Origin of the sequence: Pedobacter westerhofensis (assembly GCF_900182595.1) — a bacterium.
Taxonomy (GTDB): domain Bacteria; phylum Bacteroidota; class Bacteroidia; order Sphingobacteriales; family Sphingobacteriaceae; genus Pedobacter; species Pedobacter westerhofensis.
In genome coordinates, this window is record NZ_FXTN01000001.1 from 413,304 (window position 1) to 435,068 (window position 21,765).

Here is a 21,765-nt window from a genome sequence, read left to right on the forward strand (position 1 = left end):
AATTAGAATTTCCATTTTACAAAAGCTTCCATCGCTTCGTATTCTGCCAGTCCAAGCTGATCATAAGCTTTGGCAGTTTCCTGCGTACGTGCTTCTGCCCTTACCCAGAACTCTCTTGAATCGTCACCCGGGAAAACAGGAAGGTCTTTTTGCGACTGGTGTTTAAAAATAGCCAGTCTTTTTCTTTCTACTTCCTGCGGAGAAAGCGGCACAGCCATTTCAATTTCATGGGTTTCAAACTCATGCCATGCACCTCTGTACATCCACAACCAGCAGTCTTTTGTCCAGCTTTCTGTTGCACGCAGCCTGATCATCGCTTCAACGATAACATTAAAACATACTTTGTGCGTACCATGCGGATCTGCAAAATCACCTGCAGCGAAAATCTGGTGGGGTTTTACCTGCTGTAGAAGTTCCATCGTTTGCACGATGTCATCTTCATAGCTCACATTTTTCTGGAATTTACCTCTGTCATAGAAAGGAAGGTCCTGGAAGTGGATCCTGTCGTCAGACAATCCTGCGAACCTTGCGCCTGCAATTGCCTCTCCTTTTCTGATCAGTTTTTTTACTGTACGGATCTCTTCAGGATCAGTTTGATTAGGCAGTTTTTTGCTGATGAAGTCGCGCATTTCATCATAAGTGGCACGCAGTTCTGATGCACCTTCTGATCTTGATTCTGCAAAATCAATATTGAATTCCATGAACCTCAGTACGTCATCGTCCCATACAGCAGTATTACCTGAAGTCTGGTAAGCTACATGTACTTCGTGGCCCTGGTCTGCAAGGCGAATAAAAGTACCGCCCATTGAGATCACATCGTCATCCGGGTGCGGTGAAAAGATAATCACACGTTTCTGTGCAGGCTCTGCACGTTCCGGACGCTGACTGTCGTCTGCATTCGGTTTACCGCCCGGCCATCCTGTGATCGTGTGCTGTAATTTATTAAAGATCTGAATATTGATATTATACACAGGGCCGCGTTCTGTTGCCAGCTGCGCCATACCATGGTTATTGTAGTTATCTTCAGTTAATTTCAGAATTGGTTTGTTCAGTTCCTTGGCCAGCCAGATCACTGCTTTGGTAACTGTAGTATCATTCCACTGGCAATCTTTAACCAGCCATGGTGTATCAAAACGTGTTAATGAAACCGCAGCGTCTGTATCCAGGATAAATTCTACGTTTGGCGAAAGCTGTAAGAACGTTGCCGGAACATCAGAAGACAATTCACCTTCAACTGCTTTTTTCACGATTGAAGCTTTCTTCTCGTTCCATGCCATCAGGATAATTTCCTTGGCTTTAAAGATCGTACCAATACCCATAGTAATTGCCTTCGTTGGCACATTGGCTACACCACCAAAGTCGCGCGAAGCATCTCTTCTGGTCAGGTCGTCCAATGTAACCAAACGCGTTCCTGAGTTAGGTGCAGAACCCGGTTCATTAAAACCGATGTGCCCTGTACGTCCAATACCCAGTAACTGCAGATCAATACCACCAAATCCACTGATTTTTTGTTCATATTTCAAACAGAAGTCTTCAATATCTTCCCTTGCCAGCTCACCATTAGGAATATTGATGTTTTCAGCAGCAATATCGATGTGGTTGAAAAGGTTTTCGTTCATGAAGCGTACATAACTCTGATCTGCATCAGGCTTCATCGGATAATATTCATCCAGATTGAAAGTAACCACATTGGCAAAACTTAAGCCTTCTTCTTTGTGGAGACGGATCAGTTCTTTGTAAACTTTTACGGGAGTGGCACCGGTAGCCAGGCCTAATACAGCCTGTTCACCTTTTTCCTGTTTTGAAATGATGAGCGAAGCGATCCTTTTTGCTACGTCTGCACTTGCAGTTTGTTCGTCACTGTATACGGTAACTGGCAATTTTTCGTAGCGGGTCTCTTCCAATAAATTTAATCTGGACATGTTTGTTATAGTATTAGGTTATCTATGGATTTATTTGGATTGTTTGTTCATTACCGGCGTAATTTGTTAATGTAAGCATTGGCATTGCCGCCCCTTTTTCAGGATTATAATCAATGATAATCTTTTTTTCTGCTCCCGGAAGAACAGAGAAGTAGTTATCATCATAAAATACCGGTAGTACCCTTTTCTTCGTGTTTGCATCTACAAGTGAAATGCGGTTGAAGAAGTTTACCGGTCCGTTAGCGGGATTGGTTAAAGTTACTTCGATCTTTCCACTTTTCAATTGTTTAGCAGAAGTTTTGAGTGCTGTTGATTTCAGGTCAGCCAGACCTGAATACATGCCTTTTTCATCTGCCAGCCAGTATAAGTTATTACTCAATATTTTTTTGTTTTCATCCAGCAGCTGCATCGAAAGGAAAGATCCTTTTTTGGCAGACAGCTGATCGATCATTTTTTTGAATGAACCGATTTTCTTGTAGCTGGACGGATCCATGAAAACGAACACCTGCGTGATCATCGTTTCCTTACCATCCATATCATAAGATTTGATTACCAGCATCATGCTGCGTTTAGCCTCAAAGCCATTGTTTACTACATACACCATTCCGTCTTCCTGGTTATACATCGAGTGCAGGGATTCACTTCCCGAGCGCAGGCCGAATAGACAGGCGTTAGGATCAAGATAGTAATCGTACATCTGGCCACGCATGGATGTCCATGGGTTTTGTGTTTTCCAGATCACCACGCCAGTATACCAGTCCCACATATGTGAGCTGAAACCTTCCATTAAACCTCTGTACTGGTCATAATTTACCAGCTGTGCCTTTAAGGCGAAATCGCCAATGCTGGTAGGTTTACCGTAAGGCAGGATATGATCTTCATAACCAACGCCAAGGTAATTATGGTAATCCCATACAGAGTCTGCTTTTTCTGATGGGCCTCCCGGCTGGCGTTTGTCTGCAGGGATAAACTGCGGTGCTACCAGGCTTGACTTTGGCAGGATACGCTCCAGTGATTCCAGATCACCAACGCCTACCGAACCTACTTCAGAGTTAAAAGGCCATGTCCTTGTATTCCAGAAAGTAGAAATTTTCTGAATGCCATAGGGGCCATCACCATTACCGCCAAGGGTATTTCTGGACATATCGTCTGAGTTTGAATAATCTACAAACCAGCGTGTGCCATCCAGCTCCGGAATCAGTTTGTCCCTTAATGGGATCAGGATATCTTCCGGAGGAGTAATCTCATTTCCTCCGCACCATACTGCCAGCGAAGGATAGTTTCTGATCATCTTGATCGCATCTGCAGCGCATTCAAGAAACAGGTTGTGGTCATCAGGATATTTCCTGCGTGTCCACTGATCTTCAGATTTCATCGGATCTAGCCAGCGGCCGTTTGCATCGCCAGACATCCAGAAATCCTGGAATACCAGCATACCGTATTTATCACAGGCCTCAAAAAACTCAGGGCGCTCTGTCAGTGAACCGCCCCAGATCCTGATCAGGTTGAGGTTCATATCGCGGTGATACCTGATTTCGGCATCATATCTTTCTTTGCTTAAGCGCAGCATGGCATCAGACATGATCCAGTTGCCTCCTTTAATGAAGATCTTCTGGCCATTTACGCTGATTTGTTTACTGCTGGTGATGCTGTTCCATTCTGTTTGAATTTCCCTGATACCAACGCTTACCGTTTCGCTGTCCGTAACCAGCGTACCTTTTTCCTGGAAGCTGATTTTAAGGTCATATAAATCCTGTTTACCGTATCCTGCAGGCCACCATAATTTTGGATTTTTAAATACCAGGTCGGGCATTTTAATTTCCGCTGCAGCATTTGCTTTGAGCAGCACACTTTGCGTTACCTTTTTACCATCAATCGTGTAAACCAGGTTTCCGCTCAGTTCTTTTGCCGTTGAATTTTTCAGTTCGGCAGACACTTTAATGATGGCGGGCTCCTGTGTACCGTCAGCTTTTCTTTTGCCGGGAACAAGCGTTACCACATGTGGATTATCCAGGCTTACACTACCTGTTCTTTCGATAAATACTTTATCCCAGATACCTGTATTTCTATCCCTGATCGGACGGATCCAGTCCCAGCCCGCAGTATATTGCGAACCTACACCACGGGCGATTGTACCGTCGCCACCCTGGCCGCCATTTGGATTGCCCACAACATCCGGCGGGTTTACGATCACGGCCAGCCTGTTTGTTCCTGTTTTTGAAAGCAGTTTAGTGATATTGAATGATTTTCTCAGGTACATTCCTTTAAAAGGAGCGGTATTCACCTTTTTGCCATTCAGGAAGATATCGCAGCTATAGTTGATCCCCCTGAACTTTAACCAAACCTGTCCGTCGGCAGCAGGTGCGGCTTCCTTAAAATCCTTTACAAACCAGTAAGTATAATAATCTCTTCCCGCGGTGTATACATCAGGAATGAGGTTGTTGTTCATCCCAAAGTAAGGGTCAGGCACTTCTTTATTTACCAGCATGGTAGTTAAAACCGTTCCCGGAACAACTGCTTTTTTCCAGCCCGAGGTAGAAAAAGAGCCCGATGAAATATCCGTTCCCTGGGCTTTCACCTGTGTAGCGGGCGAACACAGCCAGCCGGAATTAAGTTCATACTGATCCTGAGCAAAAAGCTGTCCTGCTGTTGTCAGCATGACAAGCAATGTACACAGGTATTTAAAGGATTTAAATTTTTTAAACATTATTATAGATTGAATATAGTATTGAATTATTGTGTTACTGAGTATGGCCTGTCTGCTTGTTTTACACCCCATGTGGCAGAAGGTTTGGCGCCCATTGTAATGGTCATTGCTCCGCCTTTGATCAGCTCACTGTGCATGATAAAAGATTTTGTATAAGGTTTTCCGTTCAGTACGATCGACTGGATATACTTATTGGTCTTGCTGTTGTTCTTCACTGAAAGGCTGAATGTTTTGCCATAACTCACTTTCATGGTAGCCTCATTTACAACCGGGCTGCCGAATACATACATTCCGTTGGAAGGATTCTCAGGATAAAAACCCAGTGAAGAAAAAATATACCAGGCAGACATCTGGCCAACATCTTCGTTACCGCTTAGTCCATCAGTTTCATCATGATAAAGATTTTCCATGATGTACCTTACCTTATCGGCAGTTTTATAGGGCTGGCCTACATAAGCATACATATAAGTAATATGGTGACTTGGCTCATTGCCATGTGCATACTGGCCAATCAGTCCGCTGATATCCGGAGATGACGAGGCTCCCATATCGCCTTTTGCTGCAAACAGGGAATCCAGTTTAGCAGTAAACGGTTTCTGTCCGCCCAACAGGCCGATCAGGCCTTCAACGTCCTGTGGCACCAGCCATAAGTACTGCCAGGCATTACCTTCGGTATAATCATCCTGACGGTGAATCGCCTGGAAAGGGTTGAAAGGCGTTCTCCAGGTATTGTTTTCAAAGCGTCCTCTCATAAAACGGCTTTCTTTATCAAAATAATTCTGGTAGCTTTTTCCGCGTTTGATCCAGTAATCATAGTCTGCTTTATTGCCCCTGTTTTTAGCCACTTGTGCTACGCCCCAGTCGGCAACCGCATATTCCAGTCCCATTGCAACAGATTCTACAGTACTGTCAGCAGGGATAAAACCATGTTTCTGCAGCAGGTTCAGTCCGCGCTCTTTTCTCATACCTGTAGCTTTCAGCGCTTCATAGGCAAGATCTTTATCAAAGCCTTTGATGCCTTTAAGATAAGCATCTGCGACAGTAATCATCCCCGGATTACCCACCATACAATCAGTTTCGTTGCCCATCAGATGCCATACGGGCAACCTGCCCTGCTGCTGGTAAATTGCCAGCCAGGTATTTACCATATCTCCTGCTTTTTCGCTGTTGATCAATGTTAACAGTGGCATTGCAGCCCTGTAGGTATCCCATAAAGAGAAAGTAGTATAATTATTGAAAGCAGCATTTTTATAAACCTTTTTATCCGTACCCATATAATCTCCGTTCACATCATTAAATAATGAAGGTGCGATCATCGTATGGTACAAGGCAGTATAAAAGATTTTCATCTGTTTGGGATCAGCACTTTTGATCACTACCCTGCTCAGTTCCTTGTTCCATTCTGCATCGGCTTTGGCTACCTGTCCGGCAAAGTTCCATCCCGGAATTTCGGCTTTCATATTCAGCTTTGCATTTTCAACGCTCACTGGTGAGATCGCAACTTTCAACTGGACAGGGCTGCCATCTTTGGTATCAAACAGGGCAAGGCCCATCACACCTTTTCCTTTCAGTTCAGTGCCGCTCATGGTGGCGGTGCTGTCAGAAACAGAGAATTTTTTGATAGGTCTTGAAAACACAGCAGTAAAGTAGATCCGCTGGTCTGCTGCCCATCCCTTAGAGTAACGGTAGCCAGAAATGGTGGTATCATTTTCCTGACGGATGAAAGTCTCAACCGGGGCATCCCATCCAATACCTTGTTTGAGGTTAATGATAATCTTAGGCTGCTGCCCTGCCGGGAATGTATATTGATGAAAGCCTACTCTTTTGCTTGCTGTAAGTTCAGCTTTAATGCTATATCGTTTAAGCATTACACTATAATATCCTGGCTTAGCTATTTCATCCTTGTGAGAGAACAAAGAAGTGAAACCACTTTGCAGGTCACCTGCTTTTCCTTCTGTCAGTTTAACCTCACCTGTTACCGGCATCACAGAGATATCTCCAAGATCACCGATACCTGTACCACTGAGGTGGGTATGTGAAATTCCGGTAATAGTAGAATCACTGTAGTGATAACCTGAACACCAGTCCCATCCCGTGGAAAGATTCCTGATTCCGAGTTGAACTGCACCAAAAGGTACATCTGCACCTACAAACACATGTCCGTGTCCACCGGTTCCGATGAAAGGATCTACATATTTTGTCAACTGGGGCACTGCTTTATTTTGCGCCAATGCCTGTCCGCTGATTGCAGCAAGGATAAGTGTGCCGCCAAGCATCATACGTTTAACAGGATGATGGAAGCGCTGAAGAGTGATTTTAAACATAATTATAATTATTGTGCCGGATATGAAAATGCCAGGGCACCGTAAACAGACGAATTATTTTTTATAGATTCCGGAAGATGAACTTTTACTGTAGAACCGTTCAGTTCCCATTTAACTGGCTGATTTGTATTTAATATCACCATTTTGGCGCCCTTTTTTGGAGCGTTGCCATTCCATTCAATTGTATTTAAGGCAAGGTTGTCTTTAAAGCAGAAGATCGCATTTTTTGTCAGCTTGTCTTTGCTTTGTGTAAACCAGGTGCTGCCCTGATGATAGTCTGGAGTGATCCTTGTACCGTAGATTGCTTTGCCATTGGCTTTCATCCATTTTCCGATCTCTTCAAGACGCTGTGTAGCAACTTCTGGGAAAGTACCGTCAGGACGGGGGCCTACGCCCAGTAATAAACTTCCGCCTTTTGCCACCACTTCTACCAGTGAGCTGATCACCTGGTTTGGTGTTTTGTACTGGTCATTTTTCACAAATCCCCAGGCATTGCCCAGCGTTAAGCAGCTTTCCCAGGGATGGTCCTGCTGTGTTTTAGGAATAGTTTGTTCAGGGGTCTGGTAGTTTTCGTAAGGGCCGTGTACTGTTCTGTCAACCATTAAAATACCAGGCTGCGCATCGCGTGCCATTGTTGCAATCTTAGGCATGTCGATTTGTTGGTCCCATTCCGGTATTGCAGCACCCCAGCTTCTTACTTCGTCGTTGACGGTTTCCAGCGGGCGTACCCAGCCCCCATCGAGCCATAGGATGTCTATCGAACCATAGTTGTGCATCAGTTCGCCGATCTGGTTATAGGCAAATGTTTTAAACTGATTCCATCTCCATGGATTTTTTCTGATATCGTAATTTGTGTTGCGGTCTGGGGTCGCATATTTAGACCACCAGAAATATTGAGAATGCCAGTCCGGTTTAGAGAAATAGGCGCCGATCATAAAACCCTGTTTTCTGAAGGCGTCGAAAACATATTTAGCTACGTCAGCTTTGGGATTATTGGCGAAGGGGCCGGAGGCAATATTGAAGTCGGATTGTTTGGTGTCAAACATCGAGAAACCATCATGATGTTTGGTAGTAAAGATCATATATTTCATACCAGCATCTTTACCTGCTTTTGCCCATTGGTCTGGGTTAAATTTTACGGGGTTAAACTCTTTGCTGAGTCCCCAGTACCATTTTTTGTAGTCTTCGTAAGCTACAGTACTGTCAGGGCGTTCGATCCAGCTTTCGTTACAAAGCTCCCAGGATTCGATAATTCCGGGGACAGCGTATAATCCCCAGTGGATGAGCATTCCGAATTTCTGGTCCTGCCACTGATCTAATTTTGTTTTTACAGCCTGATCTTTTGGCCACTCATAAATTGTAGATTGCTGATGTACGCCATTCTGGGCTTGTACTTTTACAGATAGCAGTATTAAACATACAACTACCCAATTCATTTTTTTCATTAGAACTTATATTTAGCCTGAAACAAAAGTTCCGGCTGATTTGCCAACTTATTCTCTCCTAAAATCGTGGTTCGGTACAAATAAGCCTGTAATATCTTAAAAAAAAAAGAAACAACTCCTACCGAATTACTATTATTTGAATTTTCATCAAAATAATGGAACACCGGCAGGAGTTCTTTCTATTTATTATTAGTTAGCAACGTCCCACCATACCCTTGAGGTAAGGAAGTCGCCACCTGAAAGTGTTGCAACAGCAGCAAGGTAGTTTGTGCCGTTAGCAGTTCTTTCTGTTTGAGGATAGATCATTCTTCTTGGAATTGTACCATTAGTTACGTTACCTGTGTAGTTTACCGGAGTAAGTACAGGGAAACCAGATCTTCTCCAGTTAGACCAGCTTTCGATGAAGCTAAAAGTAGCATTCTCGTTAGCCCAGTATTGCTCGTTGATCATTTTCAACTCCTGACCGGCAACCAGTGGATGTGCAGCTGCAAAAGCAGTAGCAGTAGCAGGAGTGATTGTCGCAGCAACATTGATTTGTGCCAATCCTGTTAACGAAGCAGCCAAAGCGTTTGAGTAATGTGCAGCAGCATTTGCACCTACAGCCCAGCCGCGGAAAGCAGCTTCAGCAAGCAGATATTCGGTTTCAGCATAAGATAATGTGATGATCGGAGCATTTTGCTGAATAAAAACAGCTACTCTTGGTCTTGAATATTTACCAAGCGGAGCATCTGCATCAGTTGCACCTGCAGCCGGACTTGTACCAGGGTAACCTGCAGCTCTTGCTATGTTTGTAGCACCCTCACCAAGGTCAAAGCCATTAGGCATACCAATCTGAAGGCTCGCAGTATTATCACCTACTAAAGTGCTGTTTTTGTTGTTTGCAGCTCCGGTAGCTGAAACCTCAGCGATAGCACTGATCCGTGGATCGTCTGATGCTTTCAGGAAGTTAATGAACGTTTGGCTCCATCTCACTTGCTGGAAATCGTCAGTCACCAATAATGCGCCAGTACTTGCATTTCTTGTGTCATCGTAGTTACCATCAGTTTTGAAAACCATGTTATCATCATTGCTGGCCATTAATCCACCTGTATATGCTCTTTCAGCCCAGGTTTTAGCGGTAGCAGCATCAACTTTTGTTAAACGCATAGCTAATCTCAGCATCAGCGAATAACCAGCTTTTTTCCATTTTGTAACATCACCACCAAAATACGTATCACCAGTTACTGCTCCGGCAGCCGGATCAAGTGCAGTGATAGAAGCTTGCAGGTTTGTCAACAAGGCAGTATAGATAGCTTGCTGAGAATCATACTTTGGAGTTACATTTCCTGCCTGAGCCATTAATGCTTCAGAAAAAGGAACCGCTCCATAAGCATCAGTGATTCTCTGGAATAAGAAAATCTGATTGATTTTTGCAATCTGGATTACGTTTTTGAATTTACTTGCATCCTGAGCAGTACCTACTTTAATGGCCTGGTCCAGTTTACTCAATGCCGTGTAACCTTCATTCCAGATTCTTGCCTGGTAGCCGATAGTACCACTTGTATTTACATATTTATCACCGTTTCCGTAGTAACCTAAAGTACTTGCCAGACCCTGGATTGCCATAGATTGATATAATAACTGAGTATAACCAGTATTTGCATATCCCAGCAGACCTGAAGTTAGCAAGAAGTTAGGATCTGTATTTGCGCCTGTACCCGCTTTAGGGTCAGTGTTTGTTTCGCCCAGGTGCTCTTTAGAGCAAGAGGATGTAAGCACTACCGCAGAGAAAGCAAGGTATATTAATATTTTTTTCATAGCTGTCTATTTAAATTTGAAGTTAACATTGAAACCATATGTTCTGGTGAAAGGCAATGCACCGCCTTCTACACCTGCCAAAGCAACCTGCGAAGAGAAAGTATTCTCAGGATCAATGTTATCAGTATGTTTCATGATTGTGAACAGGTTACGGGCTACAAGATTAACGCTTATAGATGAGAAAGGTAATTTACCCAGCATATTTTGCTTGAAGGTATAACCTAACGTAGCCTGACGGAATTTGATAAAGCTACCGTCTAATACAGCAAGGCTATTAACATTTGTCATTAAGCCAGTATAGTAGTTCTGGGCACTTACGTTTGTTGTATTCACTGAACCGTCTTCTTTTACACCCTGTGCAACCACACCACCATCACGACCTGGCAAAGTAGCTTTGTTTAAACCGTAGGTATAAGAGTAGAACTCAGTTGCAGAAAGTATTTTGTTACCAAATCTGTAATCAATAAGGAATCCCAGGTTCCAGTTTTTGTACTGGAAATCGTTATTAAATCCACCATACATTTTTGGAAGGCCAGATCCCTGTGGTTTAAGATCACCGCGCAAAGGAATACCATTCGCACCGATTACAATGTTTCCGTTAGCGTCATACTTATAATCATATGCCATGATCTGAGCTACACCGTAACCCTGAACAACACCAATGTAAGCATCACCAGGCCTGTATGTACCAGTATTCAGCGGTGCATTTGTTCCACCGTCGATGTTTAACACTTCTGTTTTAACGTGGGTAAAGTTAAAGCTTGAATTCCAGCTGAAATTGTCAGTTTTGATCGGCGAACCGCTTAACATAATTTCGATACCGGTATTTTTTGTAGATCCCAGGTTTACATATCTCGACTCAAAACCTGAAGATACAGAGGTTGCTGCCTTAACTACCTCTCCTTCGGTTTTTCTACTGAAGAAGGCTGCATCAATACCAATTCTGTTTTTCAGGAATTTTAATTCTGTACCAACCTCAAATTCTGACAATGAATATGGTTTCAGATTTGCATTAGGCAAAATATTGCTAAAGCTTGCTGTAGTTGTATTATTGATAGAATTTCCGATAGTATAGTATTGCTGCGTCAAATATGCATCTGCCGGCTCACCACTTGTTTTGGCATATGATGCACGTAACTTACCGAAGCTTAAAGGCTCCCATTTGGTCAGCTGCGAGAAGATAAAGCTGGTTGACACTGATGGCGTAAAAATACTGTTGTTATCAACCGGCAGTGTAGAGAACTGATCATAACGGCCGGTAGTACTTACAGTCAGCAAGTTTTTGTAAGTGAAATCGGCAGTATAGTATGCAGAAGGAGTCTCTCTTGAATTGTAATCATAGTTGACATTTCTTGTTTTAACGTTTGTAGCTGTGTACAGGTAAGGAATAATAAAGCTGTTACCGCTTGAACCGGTTGATTCATAAGTTGCTTTACGATAGTTAGCTCCTGCACTTGCGTTAACAGTGAAATCTTTTACTACTTCTTTATTGAAACTTAACAATACGTCAGTGTTCATCTCAGTCCTTTGCGCCTGTGAAAGACCATTTAACTGACCTAAACCACCATTAGAGTAAGCTGTTCCATAAGGAGTTACTGAAAGTGAACGGTCATTTGTAAGGTCATACCCTAAACGTGCCTGTAATGACAGGTAACTTGTGAACGCATATTTTGTTGATACCGCAGTAATAAAACGTTTACGGGCATTGTTATTTACCAGCTGACTGGTTACAAAGTATGGGTTAGTTACATAAGAGTTATCATTCCAGCTCATTTCAGCACCAGTTACAGTATTGTATCCGGGAGCCAGAGAGGTTACATCTAAACTTGTTGGCAGGAACTGAACTGCATAGTTAGCGTTCAATGGTGAATCACTCAAATAAGCTTTGTTTTTATCCTGCTGATCAATATAGTTTGCAACCAGGTTGAAAGACAATTTATCGGTCAGCTGTTGATTGGTACTGAAGTTGAAAGTTTTTCTTACCAGTCCGCTGTTAGGCAATACCGATTTTGCGTCGAGGTTAGATGCAGAGAAACGGTAAGTTCCCTTATCGCCACCACCAGCAATCGATACACTGTTAGTTAAGCTTGGTGCAGTACGGTAAAATGTACTTACGTTGTTTGTAACAGCTGAATATGGGTGAAGCTGACCGTCAGCAGCAATAGTTTGCGCACCGTCTAATTTCTCACCCCATGAATACAGACCAGAGCTGATTGCAGAGTTTTGATTAGTTGGTCTTGCACCTTGCTGACCCTGACCATATTCATATTGATAATCAGAGTTGTCTACTGCTTTATCAAATTGTAAGTTGGCATTGTACTCAATTTGTACTTTACCTTTTTTACCTGTTTTAGTAGTAATGTTGATTACACCGTTTGCAGCTCTGGCACCATATAATGCAGAAGCCGTAGAACCTTTCAGTACAGTCATGCTTTCCACATCATCAGGATTGATGTTGCTGAAACCATCACCACCATCAGATCCACCGTACTGTCCTGCGCCTGTTCCTCTTTGAGAGTTATCAATTGGCACACCGTCAATAACGATCAGCGGCGTAGTACTACCAGTAAATGAAGTAGCACCACGGATATTCAACCTTGCAGAAGCACCGGGGCCACCACTTGTACCACCCACACTTAAACCAGCCACGCGGCCGCTTAGTGAGTTTGCAATGTTTGATTCCCTTGCTTTATCCATAGTTTCACCGCCAACTTTAGTTACAGAGTAACCTAATGTTTTCTGGTCTTTAGTGATACCCAATGCTGTTACAACAACCTCATTCAGGTCGTTTGCATTTGGTTTAATACTTACGTTGATCGTAGTCCTGCCGTTAACAGGAATTTCCTGTGGTGCATAACCTATATAAGATACAACCAAAACTGCATTGTCAGGAACGCTCAAAGAGAACAAACCTTCCGCATTTGTGGTAGCGCCACCTTTGCCGCCTTTTACCTGAACAGATGCTCCGATTACCGGTAAGCCAGTTTCATCAGTAATTTTACCTTTAACAACGATATCAGCTTTTTCTCGAACCGGTACAATCACGATTAGATTATTGGCAAGCATGTTATAGGTGAAACCAGTATTTTCAAGGGTTTCATTTAAGATAGAAGGAACATCTTTATCGGTTACATCGATACTGATTGTTTTTCCGGCAGGGATTTTACGGTTACTGAACATGAACCTGTAATCTGATTTTGCTTCAATTTGCGCAAGTACATCAGTAAATTCTGCTGAGTTCAATTTAATAGATATTCTCTTTTGTGAGTATACACCGGCAACTGCACTTAGGTTAAGTGTTAGCAGCAATCCGCATGTAACTTTGATAATGGCCATTGATTTAGCTGGCGCATTTTTAGGCACTGCGCGTTTTAAGCGCGATAAAAATTTCATACTAGTATAATTAGCGTGATTGTTCTGGCTCCCCGCGGGAAGTTGAATAATAGACAATTGTTTTTTTTGCTCAATTTGGGAATGGTTTTATTCCCGCATGTCATTGCTACGTGGAAATCTCTCTCATATGATCTGGGTTAGTTGTTGTTATTTTGTTTATAATTAGTTGTTCTGTGATTAGAAAATCCTGATGGCAGAATCGTTGATGGTATAATTAAACTTTTCTGTTAACTGGAGTGCTTTAAGCGCTTCACTGATATTTTCTTTTTCTATGATGCCGGTAAATCTGAGTTGTTTTGCGTTTTCACTGTCGAAGCTGATATCTACATTATACCATCTTTCCATGCTCCGGGCCAGTGCGGCAAATTCTTCATTTTTGAAAGTAAGCTTATTGTCTGTCCAGGAGGTTTCTATAATGGTAGCATGGTCCGGCTTAAAATACGTCAGCTGTCTCATTGATGTATCAATATCTGTACTGGTCAGGGCAACCCTCCTCTTATCAGTACGAAGATTTCTGAACACAAGTTTTTGTGAGGGTTTTAAATAAATCTGTTTCTTTGACAGGTTATTTAATGTGACTGTAATGGCGCCGTTCAGTAAAGTTGTTTCGGTAAGGCTTTCATTGGAATAAGCTTTTACATTAAAAGTTGTTCCCAGCACTTTAATATCCATATCCTTGGTATGAATGATAAAAGGATGTGCCGCATCTTTACTTACATCAAAAAAAGCTTCCCCAATCAAAAACACTTCCCTGGTAGAATCAGAAAAGTGTGCAGGGTATTCCAGCCTGCTGTCTGCGTTGAGCCTGATTTCGGTACCATCTGTTAACGTAAATACAGAACGTACCCCCTTTGGTGTTTCTTTTACCAGCAGTTCTTTTCTGTAGGTCAGAAAACTATGAAATACGAACAAGGTACAGCAGGCAATTAATAAAACAGAGGCAGCCCGTGACATCCAGCTAAACAAAGGAACAATAGCAATATTGTCCTCTGATGTATCTGGTTCATTTGTCAGGTCGGTAATCTCTTCCTCTCCTGTTTCACCGTTATCTATTTTTTGCTGAATGCGTTTGAAAAGCGAGTCGCTGTCATATTCAACCTTATGGCTGTTAGACCAGTATTCCCTGAGCAGGTCCTCTTCTTTTCGGTCATAAAACGGCTCTCCACGTAAGTAGATTAATTCGCGCTTTTCATCCACTGTGATTTCTCCAGTAAGATCTTTGGTAAGCAACTCAATAAACCGGTTTTTTTCCATTCAGTAATCTTTTAAGAGCGTTCACCTATATAGACACGGATCTTTTATCAAATGCTTACAGGAATTGAAAATAAATTCTGAATAGATAGTGTATTTATAACACTTAGACTGGATTTGAGCATATAAAATGCAGAAACAAATCCTCAAATCTTAAAAAGGGGCTATACTTTTATAAATCCGACTACAGAAACTGATAAAAAATCAGGAATTGGTTATTTTTTATTGAATTTAACATCTAAAAAAGGGTGATATTGATTTTAATCACCTTTTTTTAATGCTTAAATGAAAAATGTATGATTTGCTGGATTTGAATTGCGCCGGACAGATTGAAAATTAGGGGATATCCTAAACCGCCGCGCTGCAGCTATACTATTATATATATAGTATTATACAAACTTCGAAAAGAAGTTCTTTACGGTAAGGTATGGGCTCATTTCAATACTGAGTTTCTTCATTGCCCGTAATACCTGTGTTTGCACTGTCTTATGAGAAATATTCAAAATCTCCGCCACCTCTTTATATTTCATACCATCTTCCTTTACAAGCTGGAAGATGATCTTACATTGCTGGGGCAGCGTATCAATAGCCTGATCGAGTTTAAAGAACAACTCTTTCCTTTCTATCTCTGCTTCAGGGTTACTGTAAGCTATGATTTCACTGTGGCTGTCCTCAATCTGAACAAGCTGGACGGCAGCATTCTTCCTAAGGTGATTTAACGACCGATTTTTAACTGAAATAAAGATATATGTTTCCAGGTTATCTACCTCAAGCATCTTAAGGCGCTGGTTCCAGAAGTTTACAAATACATCCGCTACTATTTCTTCAGCTATTTCTTTTTTATTAACATACAGCTCACAAAACTTTATCAGCCGGGTATTATAGATAAGAAAGAACTGCTCAAATGATTTGTGATCATTATCACAAGCTATTTTAGTCCACAGTTTCTTAGTATCAAGTCCTTTTTCTATCAAAATAGGTATGTTAAATCGTTTTATCAACTTCGTAAACTGAATTTATGATTTATATCTTATAAAATCAACCATATCCGGCGTTTACGTAAAATGTGTCGGTGAATTGACGGTAAGATTGCAAAGCAAGAGCGCAATATTGCCGGCTAATAACTCAAAGAGACAACTTTCTCAATATTTAGAACAGAATTAAGCAATAAAAGCCAGCTAAAACGCATGATGATCATACTAATATATCATCATACTATATTAAATAAATTGGGCCTGCAAGTTCAAACCAGCAGGCCCAATTTATTTTTATGCGCTTTTATAGCTATTACCGATTAAAACGTGAAACAACTTAAGATAGTATCTTTACTTCATCTTCTTTAGCTGCCAGGTAACGCTCGGCATCAAGTGCTGCCATACATCCTGAACCGGCAGCGGTAATTGCCTGGCGGTAATAATGGTCCTGCACATCACCACAGGCGAAAACACCTTCGATATTTGTTTTTGTTGTTCCCGGGATAGTTTTCAGGTATCCGGTATCATCCATTTCCAGCCATCCTTTAAACATATCAGTATTAGGTTTATGGCCAATGGCCACAAAGAAACCTTCAACTTCAAGATCCGACTCCAGGCCGGTCTGGTTGTTGTGAATTCTCAGGCCTGTTACATTCTTGCCATTGCCCAGTACTTCACGGGCTTCGGAATTATAGATCACCTCTATATTTGGTGTATTCAGTACACGGTTTACCATCGCTTTAGAGGCCCTGAACTCATCGCGGCGAACAAGCATATAAACCTTTTTACATAATTTAGCAAGGTAGGTTGCTTCTTCGGCAGCAGTATCTCCCGCCCCAACAATAGCTACATCCTGGCCCCTGAAGAAGAAGCCATCACATACTGCACATGCCGATACGCCAAAACCATTGTAATGCGATTCGCTTGGCAAGCCCAGCCATTTGGCAGTAGCACCGGTAGAGATAATCACTGTATCAGCGGTAATTGTTTTTATTTCATCCACTACCACTTTATGGGGCATTGAAGAGAAATCAACCGAACTTACATAACCAAAACGGATATCCGTTCCAAATCTTTCTGCCTGCTTGCGGAAATCTTCCATCATTTCAGGGCCCATCACTCCGTTGGGATATCCCGGAAAATTATCAACATCAGTAGTCTGTGTAAGTTGTCCTCCGGCTTCCATTCCGGTATATAATACGGGTTTAAGATCTGCCCTGGCTGCATAAATCGCTGCAGTATAACCGGCAGGCCCTGAACCGATGATCAGGCATTGAACGTGTTCTATTTCTTGAGTAGTGTCCATAATATAATTTATAAAATAACCCCTGGCAGTGCTTATTCAAAAAAGGTAATCGCAAATTTGTCCGGGGTTAATTGCAGTACAAAATTACGCTTTAATATGAGATGCACAAAAGGTTAATCTCTCTTAATTCACATTTTTACGCTGTGCTTGCTTATCCCTCAGTTTCTTGCCTGTCAGTGAAGAGATGAGCTTATCATCAGCGTATTCATCTTCCTGCCTGCCGCCCTTCAATGTCCAGGTGCCAGTCTTTTTTCCCCCTTCGTACATACCGGAAATCTGGACTTTGCCATCATTGTCATACTGCTGGTAAAGACCGTTCAGTGCACCCTGAATATAGGCAGCCATTTGTTTGACCTTTCCGTCTGCATAAAAGCTCAGCCACTTTCCCACACGCAGCCCATTGATATATTTGCCGGTAAGCACCACATATCTGGCCTTCCCGTTGATCTCATAACCCAGGTTAGTATAATTGTTATCAGGGGTGATCCAGTCATAATAAACAAACTGTCCGTGGGGCACCTGCAAACTATCGTCCTTAAACGTACCGGAGGTTAGCAAAACGCCATCAAAATCAAACTTCTTGAAGGTATAAACCGTATCTCCTTCTACCTTTCCAAAAACAGCATAATTAATCGCCAGCGTTGAGTCTGCTACGATACGGTCACGCCCATCCAGTAAAATTGTTTTTACCTGGCTGTACGTATTGATGCTGCCTGTAAGAATAAGCAAACAGATAAGTAATCTCTTCATAATAGTATCAAATTTAGCAACTAGGTCTGGATAATTCCGACATTGAATTGTCTTTTTATTGGCGACTGATTTGCGGCTTCAACCCCCATAGAAATCACTTTTCGGGTTTCCAGCGGATCAATTATCCCATCTACCCACAATCTTGATGCCGCATAATATGGAGTGGTCTGACTATCGTATTTGTCTGTAATTTCCTTCAGCATTTCTGCTTCCTTTTCAGGAGTGATCAGCTCTCCTTTCGCTTTCAGCGAAGCTGCCTGTATCTGCAGCAAAGTCTTTGCTGCCTGTGCACCGCCCATTACGGCAATTTTTGCTGTCGGCCAGGCGTAGATCAATCTTGGATCATAGGCTTTACCGCACATGGCATAGTTGCCGGCGCCATAAGAGTTCCCGATGACGATGGTAAACTTGGGCACCACTGAGTTTGCCACCGCATTTACCATTTTTGCCCCGTCTTTGATGATTCCGCCCTGCTCCGACCTGCTGCCAACCATAAAACCTGTCACATCCTGTAAGAACACCAGCGGGATTTTCTTCTGGTTACAGTTCATAATAAAACGGGCGGCTTTGTCGGCACTGTCTGAATAGATCACACCGCCAAACTGCATTTCGCCTTTTTTGGATTTCACCACCTTTCGCTGGTTGGCCACTATCCCTACTGCCCAGCCATCAATCCTCCCCAGTCCGCAGATAATGCTCTGCCCGTATTCCTTTTTATATTCTTCAAACTGGGAGTCATCTGTAAGGCGGTAAATAATTTCGTGCATATCATATTGCTTCTCCCTGTTTTCGGGCAGCAAGCCATAAATTTCCTGGGGATCGAGCTTTGGTGCTGCAGGCTTAACTCTGCTAAAGCCGGCATTTTCCGGCTGCCCAAGCATGCTCATGATATTTTTGATGCTGTCCAGACAGGCCTGATCGTTCGGATGTTTATAGTCTGTTACCCCTGATATCTCGCAATGCGTAGTTGCGCCTCCCAGTGTTTCGTTGTCCACATCCTCTCCGATGGCTGATTTCACCAGGTAAGAACCTGCAAGAAACACAGATCCTGTACCCTCAACGATCATTGCTTCGTCGCTCATAATGGGCAGATATGCTCCACCGGCAACACATGAGCCCATGATAGCTGAGATCTGTACAATCCCTTCGGCAGACATCATGGCGTTGTTCCTGAACATCCTGCCGAAATGCTCCTTATCAGGGAAAATCTCATCCTGCATAGGCAGATATACCCCGGCACTGTCAACCAGATAGATTACCGGCAAGCGGTTCTCCATCGCAATTTCCTGTGCACGAAGGTTCTTCTTGGCCGTCATCGGGAACCATGCACCCGCTTTAACCGTGGCATCATTGGCAACGATCATGCACTGCCTGCCAGATACGTAACCTATACCACAGACAACACCCGCAGCCGGGCAGCCTCCCTGTTCTGCATACATCCCTTCTGCAGCAAAGGCTCCAATTTCCAGAAATTCAGTCCCCTCATCAATCAGGTAAGCAACCCTTTCCCTGGCGAGCATTTTGCCCTTTTCCTTTTGCTTAGCCGCACTCTTTTCGCCCCCACCTTTATAAATTGTCCTGAGCCGGGTTTTCACTTCGTATGCCAGCTGTTTATTGACGTCTTCGTTTTTATTGAATTCGATATCCATAAAGGCAAGATAGAGGTAATCTATGAAATTACAGAAAAGCAAAGATAAATTTCGCGGCAGAAAACGGGATTAAATCAGATCCCTGTCTTTAAACCAAACCGGATCCGGCGCAGCCGTAAAAGCTTTCATTTTTTCCAGCAGTTCCAGAGGCTGATCTGAATTAATTACCAGTGCCCTGTTGTTGGGCTTCAGCATGCGGTGCTCTACCATTACATCTATTTGCGCAAAAAGGTGATCATAAAAACCATTCACATTTAATACGCCTATGGCTTTGTTGTGCAATCCAAGCTGCAGCCATGTCAGCACTTCAAAAAACTCTTCGAGCGTGCCGAAACCACCGGGCAGGATAATGAACCCATCAGCCAGGTCGGCCATCTTTTGTTTACGCTCGTGCATATTCTGCGTAACAATCAGTTCAGTAACCTCTTTATGGCCTACTTCAAGGTCGAGCAGGAACTGAGGAATTACACCTGTTACCAGGCCTTTATTTTTAAGCACTTCATCGGCGATGATTCCCATCACCCCAACACTGCCGCCACCATATACCAAACGGATTTGCTGATCAGCAAAAGCTGCGGCAAGTTCTTCTACTGCTTTAAGCAAAACGGGATCGCCATTAAAGTTGGCCCCGCAATACACACAAATTGACTTCATAAATTCAGGAGATCATTTAGATTAAAAATAAAAAATCACCTCATGCCTGTGGGCGCTGAGATGATTTCAATAAAGTACACTTATATATTATACTAACGTGAATAATTCGGCGCTTCTTTAGTAATCGAGATATCATGAGGATGGCTTTCTCTCATACCTGCTGCAGTAATGCGGACAAACTTAGCTTCCTGCAGTTGTTCGATCGTTGCAGCACCACAGTAATGCATCCCTGCCCTAAGGCCACCCACATACTGATAGATTACTTCTGCCAGTGTACCTTTATAAGGAACACGGCCAACGATACCTTCGGGAACAAGTTTGGTCACTACATCCTCGTCATCCTGGAAGTAGCGGTCTTTAGAACCTACCTGCATCGCTTCTACAGAACCCATACCACGGTAAGATTTAAATTTACGTCCCTCGTAGATGATCGTTTCGCCCGGTGATTCTTCAACACCGGCGAATAAAGATCCTGCCATAATTGAGCTTGCTCCTGCTGCCAGTGCTTTAACAATATCCCCGGTTTGTTTGATACCACCATCGGCGATTACAGGAATTCCTGTGCCTTTTAATGCCTGTGCACATTCATAAACTGCATATAGCTGAGGTACTCCCACACCTGCTATTATTCTTGTGGTACAGATCGATCCGGGGCCGATACCTACTTTGACGGCATCTGCACCAGCCTCTGCCAATGCGCGTGCTGCATCAGCAGTAGCGATATTACCGGCGATCACCTGTAATTCAGGGAAACGTGCTTTGATGGCTCTCACCATATCAATTACACCCTTGGAGTGTCCGTGGGCAGTATCAACTGTAACCACATCCACACCGGCCTGAACAAGTGCCGCTACACGGTCGATATTGTCAGCAGCAACACCAACGGCTGCACCAACTCTCAATCTGCCGCGTTCATCTTTACAAGCCTTAGGATAGTTTTTATATTTCTGGATATCTTTAAAGGTGATCAGACCTGCAAGGTGACCATCTTTACTGATGACAGGAAGTTTTTCGATTTTATAGTCCTGCAGAATTTCTTCAGCCTGGATCAGCGTAGTGCCCTCAGGAGCAGTGATCAGATTTTCGCTGGTCATTACTTCAGATACCGGGCGCTGCATATCTTTCTGGAAACGCAGGTCGCGGTTAGTGATGATCCCTACAAGTTTGTTGTCGTTATCGATAACAGGGATACCACCGATTTTATATTTGGTCATGATCTGGAAAGCATCTGATATCACTGCGTCTGCACGAAGTGTAACAGGGTCCTGGATCATTCCGCTTTCTGAGCGCTTTACTTTGCTGACTTCTTCAGCCTGGCGCTCAATGCTCATATTTTTGTGCAGTATTCCAATACCGCCAGCCTGGGCAATGGCAATAGCCAGTCCTGCTTCGGTAACGGTATCCATTGCAGCAGATACTATAGGTACATTGATACGGATTTTTCTCGTCAGGTAACTTCCGGTGTCTACATCACGGGGAAGTACTTCAGAATAGGAAGGAACCAACAATACGTCATCGTATGTAAGGCCTTCAGCAATAAATTTTTGGGGATCGAGTTGCATAGCAAATAATTAGGAGTTATTACTTGCCGGG

The 21,765-nt window shown here is 43.0% G+C and carries 13 protein-coding genes; all 13 read right to left on the reverse strand.

The features are described 5' to 3' along the window. Window positions 1-2: 2 nt before the first annotated feature. The gene (nagB, locus tag FN831_RS01670) at window positions 3-1,922 is read right to left on the reverse strand and encodes a glucosamine-6-phosphate deaminase (RefSeq protein WP_142526450.1); all 1,920 of its coding nucleotides are present in this window, start codon (window positions 1,920-1,922) and stop codon (window positions 3-5) included. A gap of 22 nt (window positions 1,923-1,944) precedes the next feature. Beyond that, the gene (locus tag FN831_RS01675) at window positions 1,945-4,629 is read right to left on the reverse strand and encodes a glycoside hydrolase family 2 protein (protein WP_142526451.1); all 2,685 of its coding nucleotides are present in this window, start codon (window positions 4,627-4,629) and stop codon (window positions 1,945-1,947) included. Between the two features lie 26 nt (window positions 4,630-4,655). Beyond that, window positions 4,656-6,953, reverse strand: a complete 2,298-nt coding sequence (locus tag FN831_RS01680; protein ID WP_142526452.1) for a GH92 family glycosyl hydrolase — start codon at window positions 6,951-6,953, stop codon at window positions 4,656-4,658. 8 nt (window positions 6,954-6,961) lie between these two features. Further along, entirely contained in the window at window positions 6,962-8,398 is a 1,437-nt protein-coding gene (locus FN831_RS01685; protein ID WP_142526453.1) for an alpha-L-fucosidase, read from the reverse strand. Window positions 8,399-8,587: 189 nt separating this feature from the next. Beyond that, window positions 8,588-10,195 carry a SusD/RagB family nutrient-binding outer membrane lipoprotein gene (locus FN831_RS01690; RefSeq protein WP_142526454.1) on the reverse strand — a complete coding sequence of 536 codons (1,608 nt, stop codon included), beginning with the start codon at window positions 10,193-10,195 and terminating at the stop codon, window positions 8,588-8,590. 6 nt (window positions 10,196-10,201) lie between these two features. Beyond that, complete coding sequence (locus FN831_RS01695) at window positions 10,202-13,588, reverse strand: SusC/RagA family TonB-linked outer membrane protein (RefSeq protein WP_221931237.1); 3,387 nt, start codon at window positions 13,586-13,588, stop codon at window positions 10,202-10,204. A gap of 177 nt (window positions 13,589-13,765) precedes the next feature. Beyond that, complete coding sequence (locus FN831_RS01700; protein ID WP_142526455.1) at window positions 13,766-14,842, reverse strand: FecR family protein; 1,077 nt, start codon at window positions 14,840-14,842, stop codon at window positions 13,766-13,768. 386 nt (window positions 14,843-15,228) lie between these two features. Beyond that, a complete protein-coding gene (locus tag FN831_RS01705) occupies window positions 15,229-15,813 on the reverse strand; it encodes an RNA polymerase sigma-70 factor (protein WP_185960350.1) in 585 nt (194 codons plus the stop codon). 337 nt (window positions 15,814-16,150) lie between these two features. Then, window positions 16,151-17,119 carry a thioredoxin-disulfide reductase gene (gene trxB, locus FN831_RS01710; RefSeq protein WP_142526457.1) on the reverse strand — a complete coding sequence of 323 codons (969 nt, stop codon included), beginning with the start codon at window positions 17,117-17,119 and terminating at the stop codon, window positions 16,151-16,153. Between the two features lie 123 nt (window positions 17,120-17,242). Continuing rightward, window positions 17,243-17,869 (reverse strand): toxin-antitoxin system YwqK family antitoxin, encoded by a 627-nt coding sequence (locus FN831_RS01715; protein WP_142526458.1) that lies wholly within the window; start codon window positions 17,867-17,869, stop codon window positions 17,243-17,245. A 20-nt stretch (window positions 17,870-17,889) separates the two neighbouring features. Further along, complete coding sequence (locus FN831_RS01720; RefSeq protein WP_142526459.1) at window positions 17,890-19,518, reverse strand: acyl-CoA carboxylase subunit beta; 1,629 nt, start codon at window positions 19,516-19,518, stop codon at window positions 17,890-17,892. 69 nt (window positions 19,519-19,587) lie between these two features. Beyond that, window positions 19,588-20,172, reverse strand: a complete 585-nt coding sequence (locus tag FN831_RS01725) for an LOG family protein (protein ID WP_142526460.1) — start codon at window positions 20,170-20,172, stop codon at window positions 19,588-19,590. Between the two features lie 92 nt (window positions 20,173-20,264). Further along, window positions 20,265-21,734 (reverse strand): IMP dehydrogenase, encoded by a 1,470-nt coding sequence (gene guaB, locus FN831_RS01730; RefSeq protein WP_142526461.1) that lies wholly within the window; start codon window positions 21,732-21,734, stop codon window positions 20,265-20,267. Between the last annotated feature and the right edge of the window lie 31 nt (window positions 21,735-21,765).

What these genes read in the sequence shown, in the direction of transcription:
- FN831_RS01720 (WP_142526459.1), bottom strand. Translation starts at nt 19,518, where the DNA reads ATGGATATCGAATTCAATAAAAACGAAGACGTCAATAAACAGCTGGCA.
- FN831_RS01695 (WP_221931237.1), bottom strand. Translation starts at nt 13,588, where the DNA reads ATGAAATTTTTATCGCGCTTAAAACGCGCAGTGCCTAAAAATGCGCCA.
- nagB (WP_142526450.1), bottom strand. Translation starts at nt 1,922, where the DNA reads ATGTCCAGATTAAATTTATTGGAAGAGACCCGCTACGAAAAATTGCCA.
- FN831_RS01725 (WP_142526460.1), bottom strand. Translation starts at nt 20,172, where the DNA reads ATGAAGTCAATTTGTGTGTATTGCGGGGCCAACTTTAATGGCGATCCC.
- FN831_RS01675 (WP_142526451.1), bottom strand. Translation starts at nt 4,629, where the DNA reads ATGTTTAAAAAATTTAAATCCTTTAAATACCTGTGTACATTGCTTGTC.
- FN831_RS01715 (WP_142526458.1), bottom strand. Translation starts at nt 17,869, where the DNA reads ATGAAGAGATTACTTATCTGTTTGCTTATTCTTACAGGCAGCATCAAT.
- FN831_RS01690 (WP_142526454.1), bottom strand. Translation starts at nt 10,195, where the DNA reads ATGAAAAAAATATTAATATACCTTGCTTTCTCTGCGGTAGTGCTTACA.
- trxB (WP_142526457.1), bottom strand. Translation starts at nt 17,119, where the DNA reads ATGGACACTACTCAAGAAATAGAACACGTTCAATGCCTGATCATCGGT.
- FN831_RS01680 (WP_142526452.1), bottom strand. Translation starts at nt 6,953, where the DNA reads ATGTTTAAAATCACTCTTCAGCGCTTCCATCATCCTGTTAAACGTATG.
- FN831_RS01700 (WP_142526455.1), bottom strand. Translation starts at nt 14,842, where the DNA reads ATGGAAAAAAACCGGTTTATTGAGTTGCTTACCAAAGATCTTACTGGA.
- guaB (WP_142526461.1), bottom strand. Translation starts at nt 21,734, where the DNA reads ATGCAACTCGATCCCCAAAAATTTATTGCTGAAGGCCTTACATACGAT.
- FN831_RS01685 (WP_142526453.1), bottom strand. Translation starts at nt 8,398, where the DNA reads ATGAAAAAAATGAATTGGGTAGTTGTATGTTTAATACTGCTATCTGTA.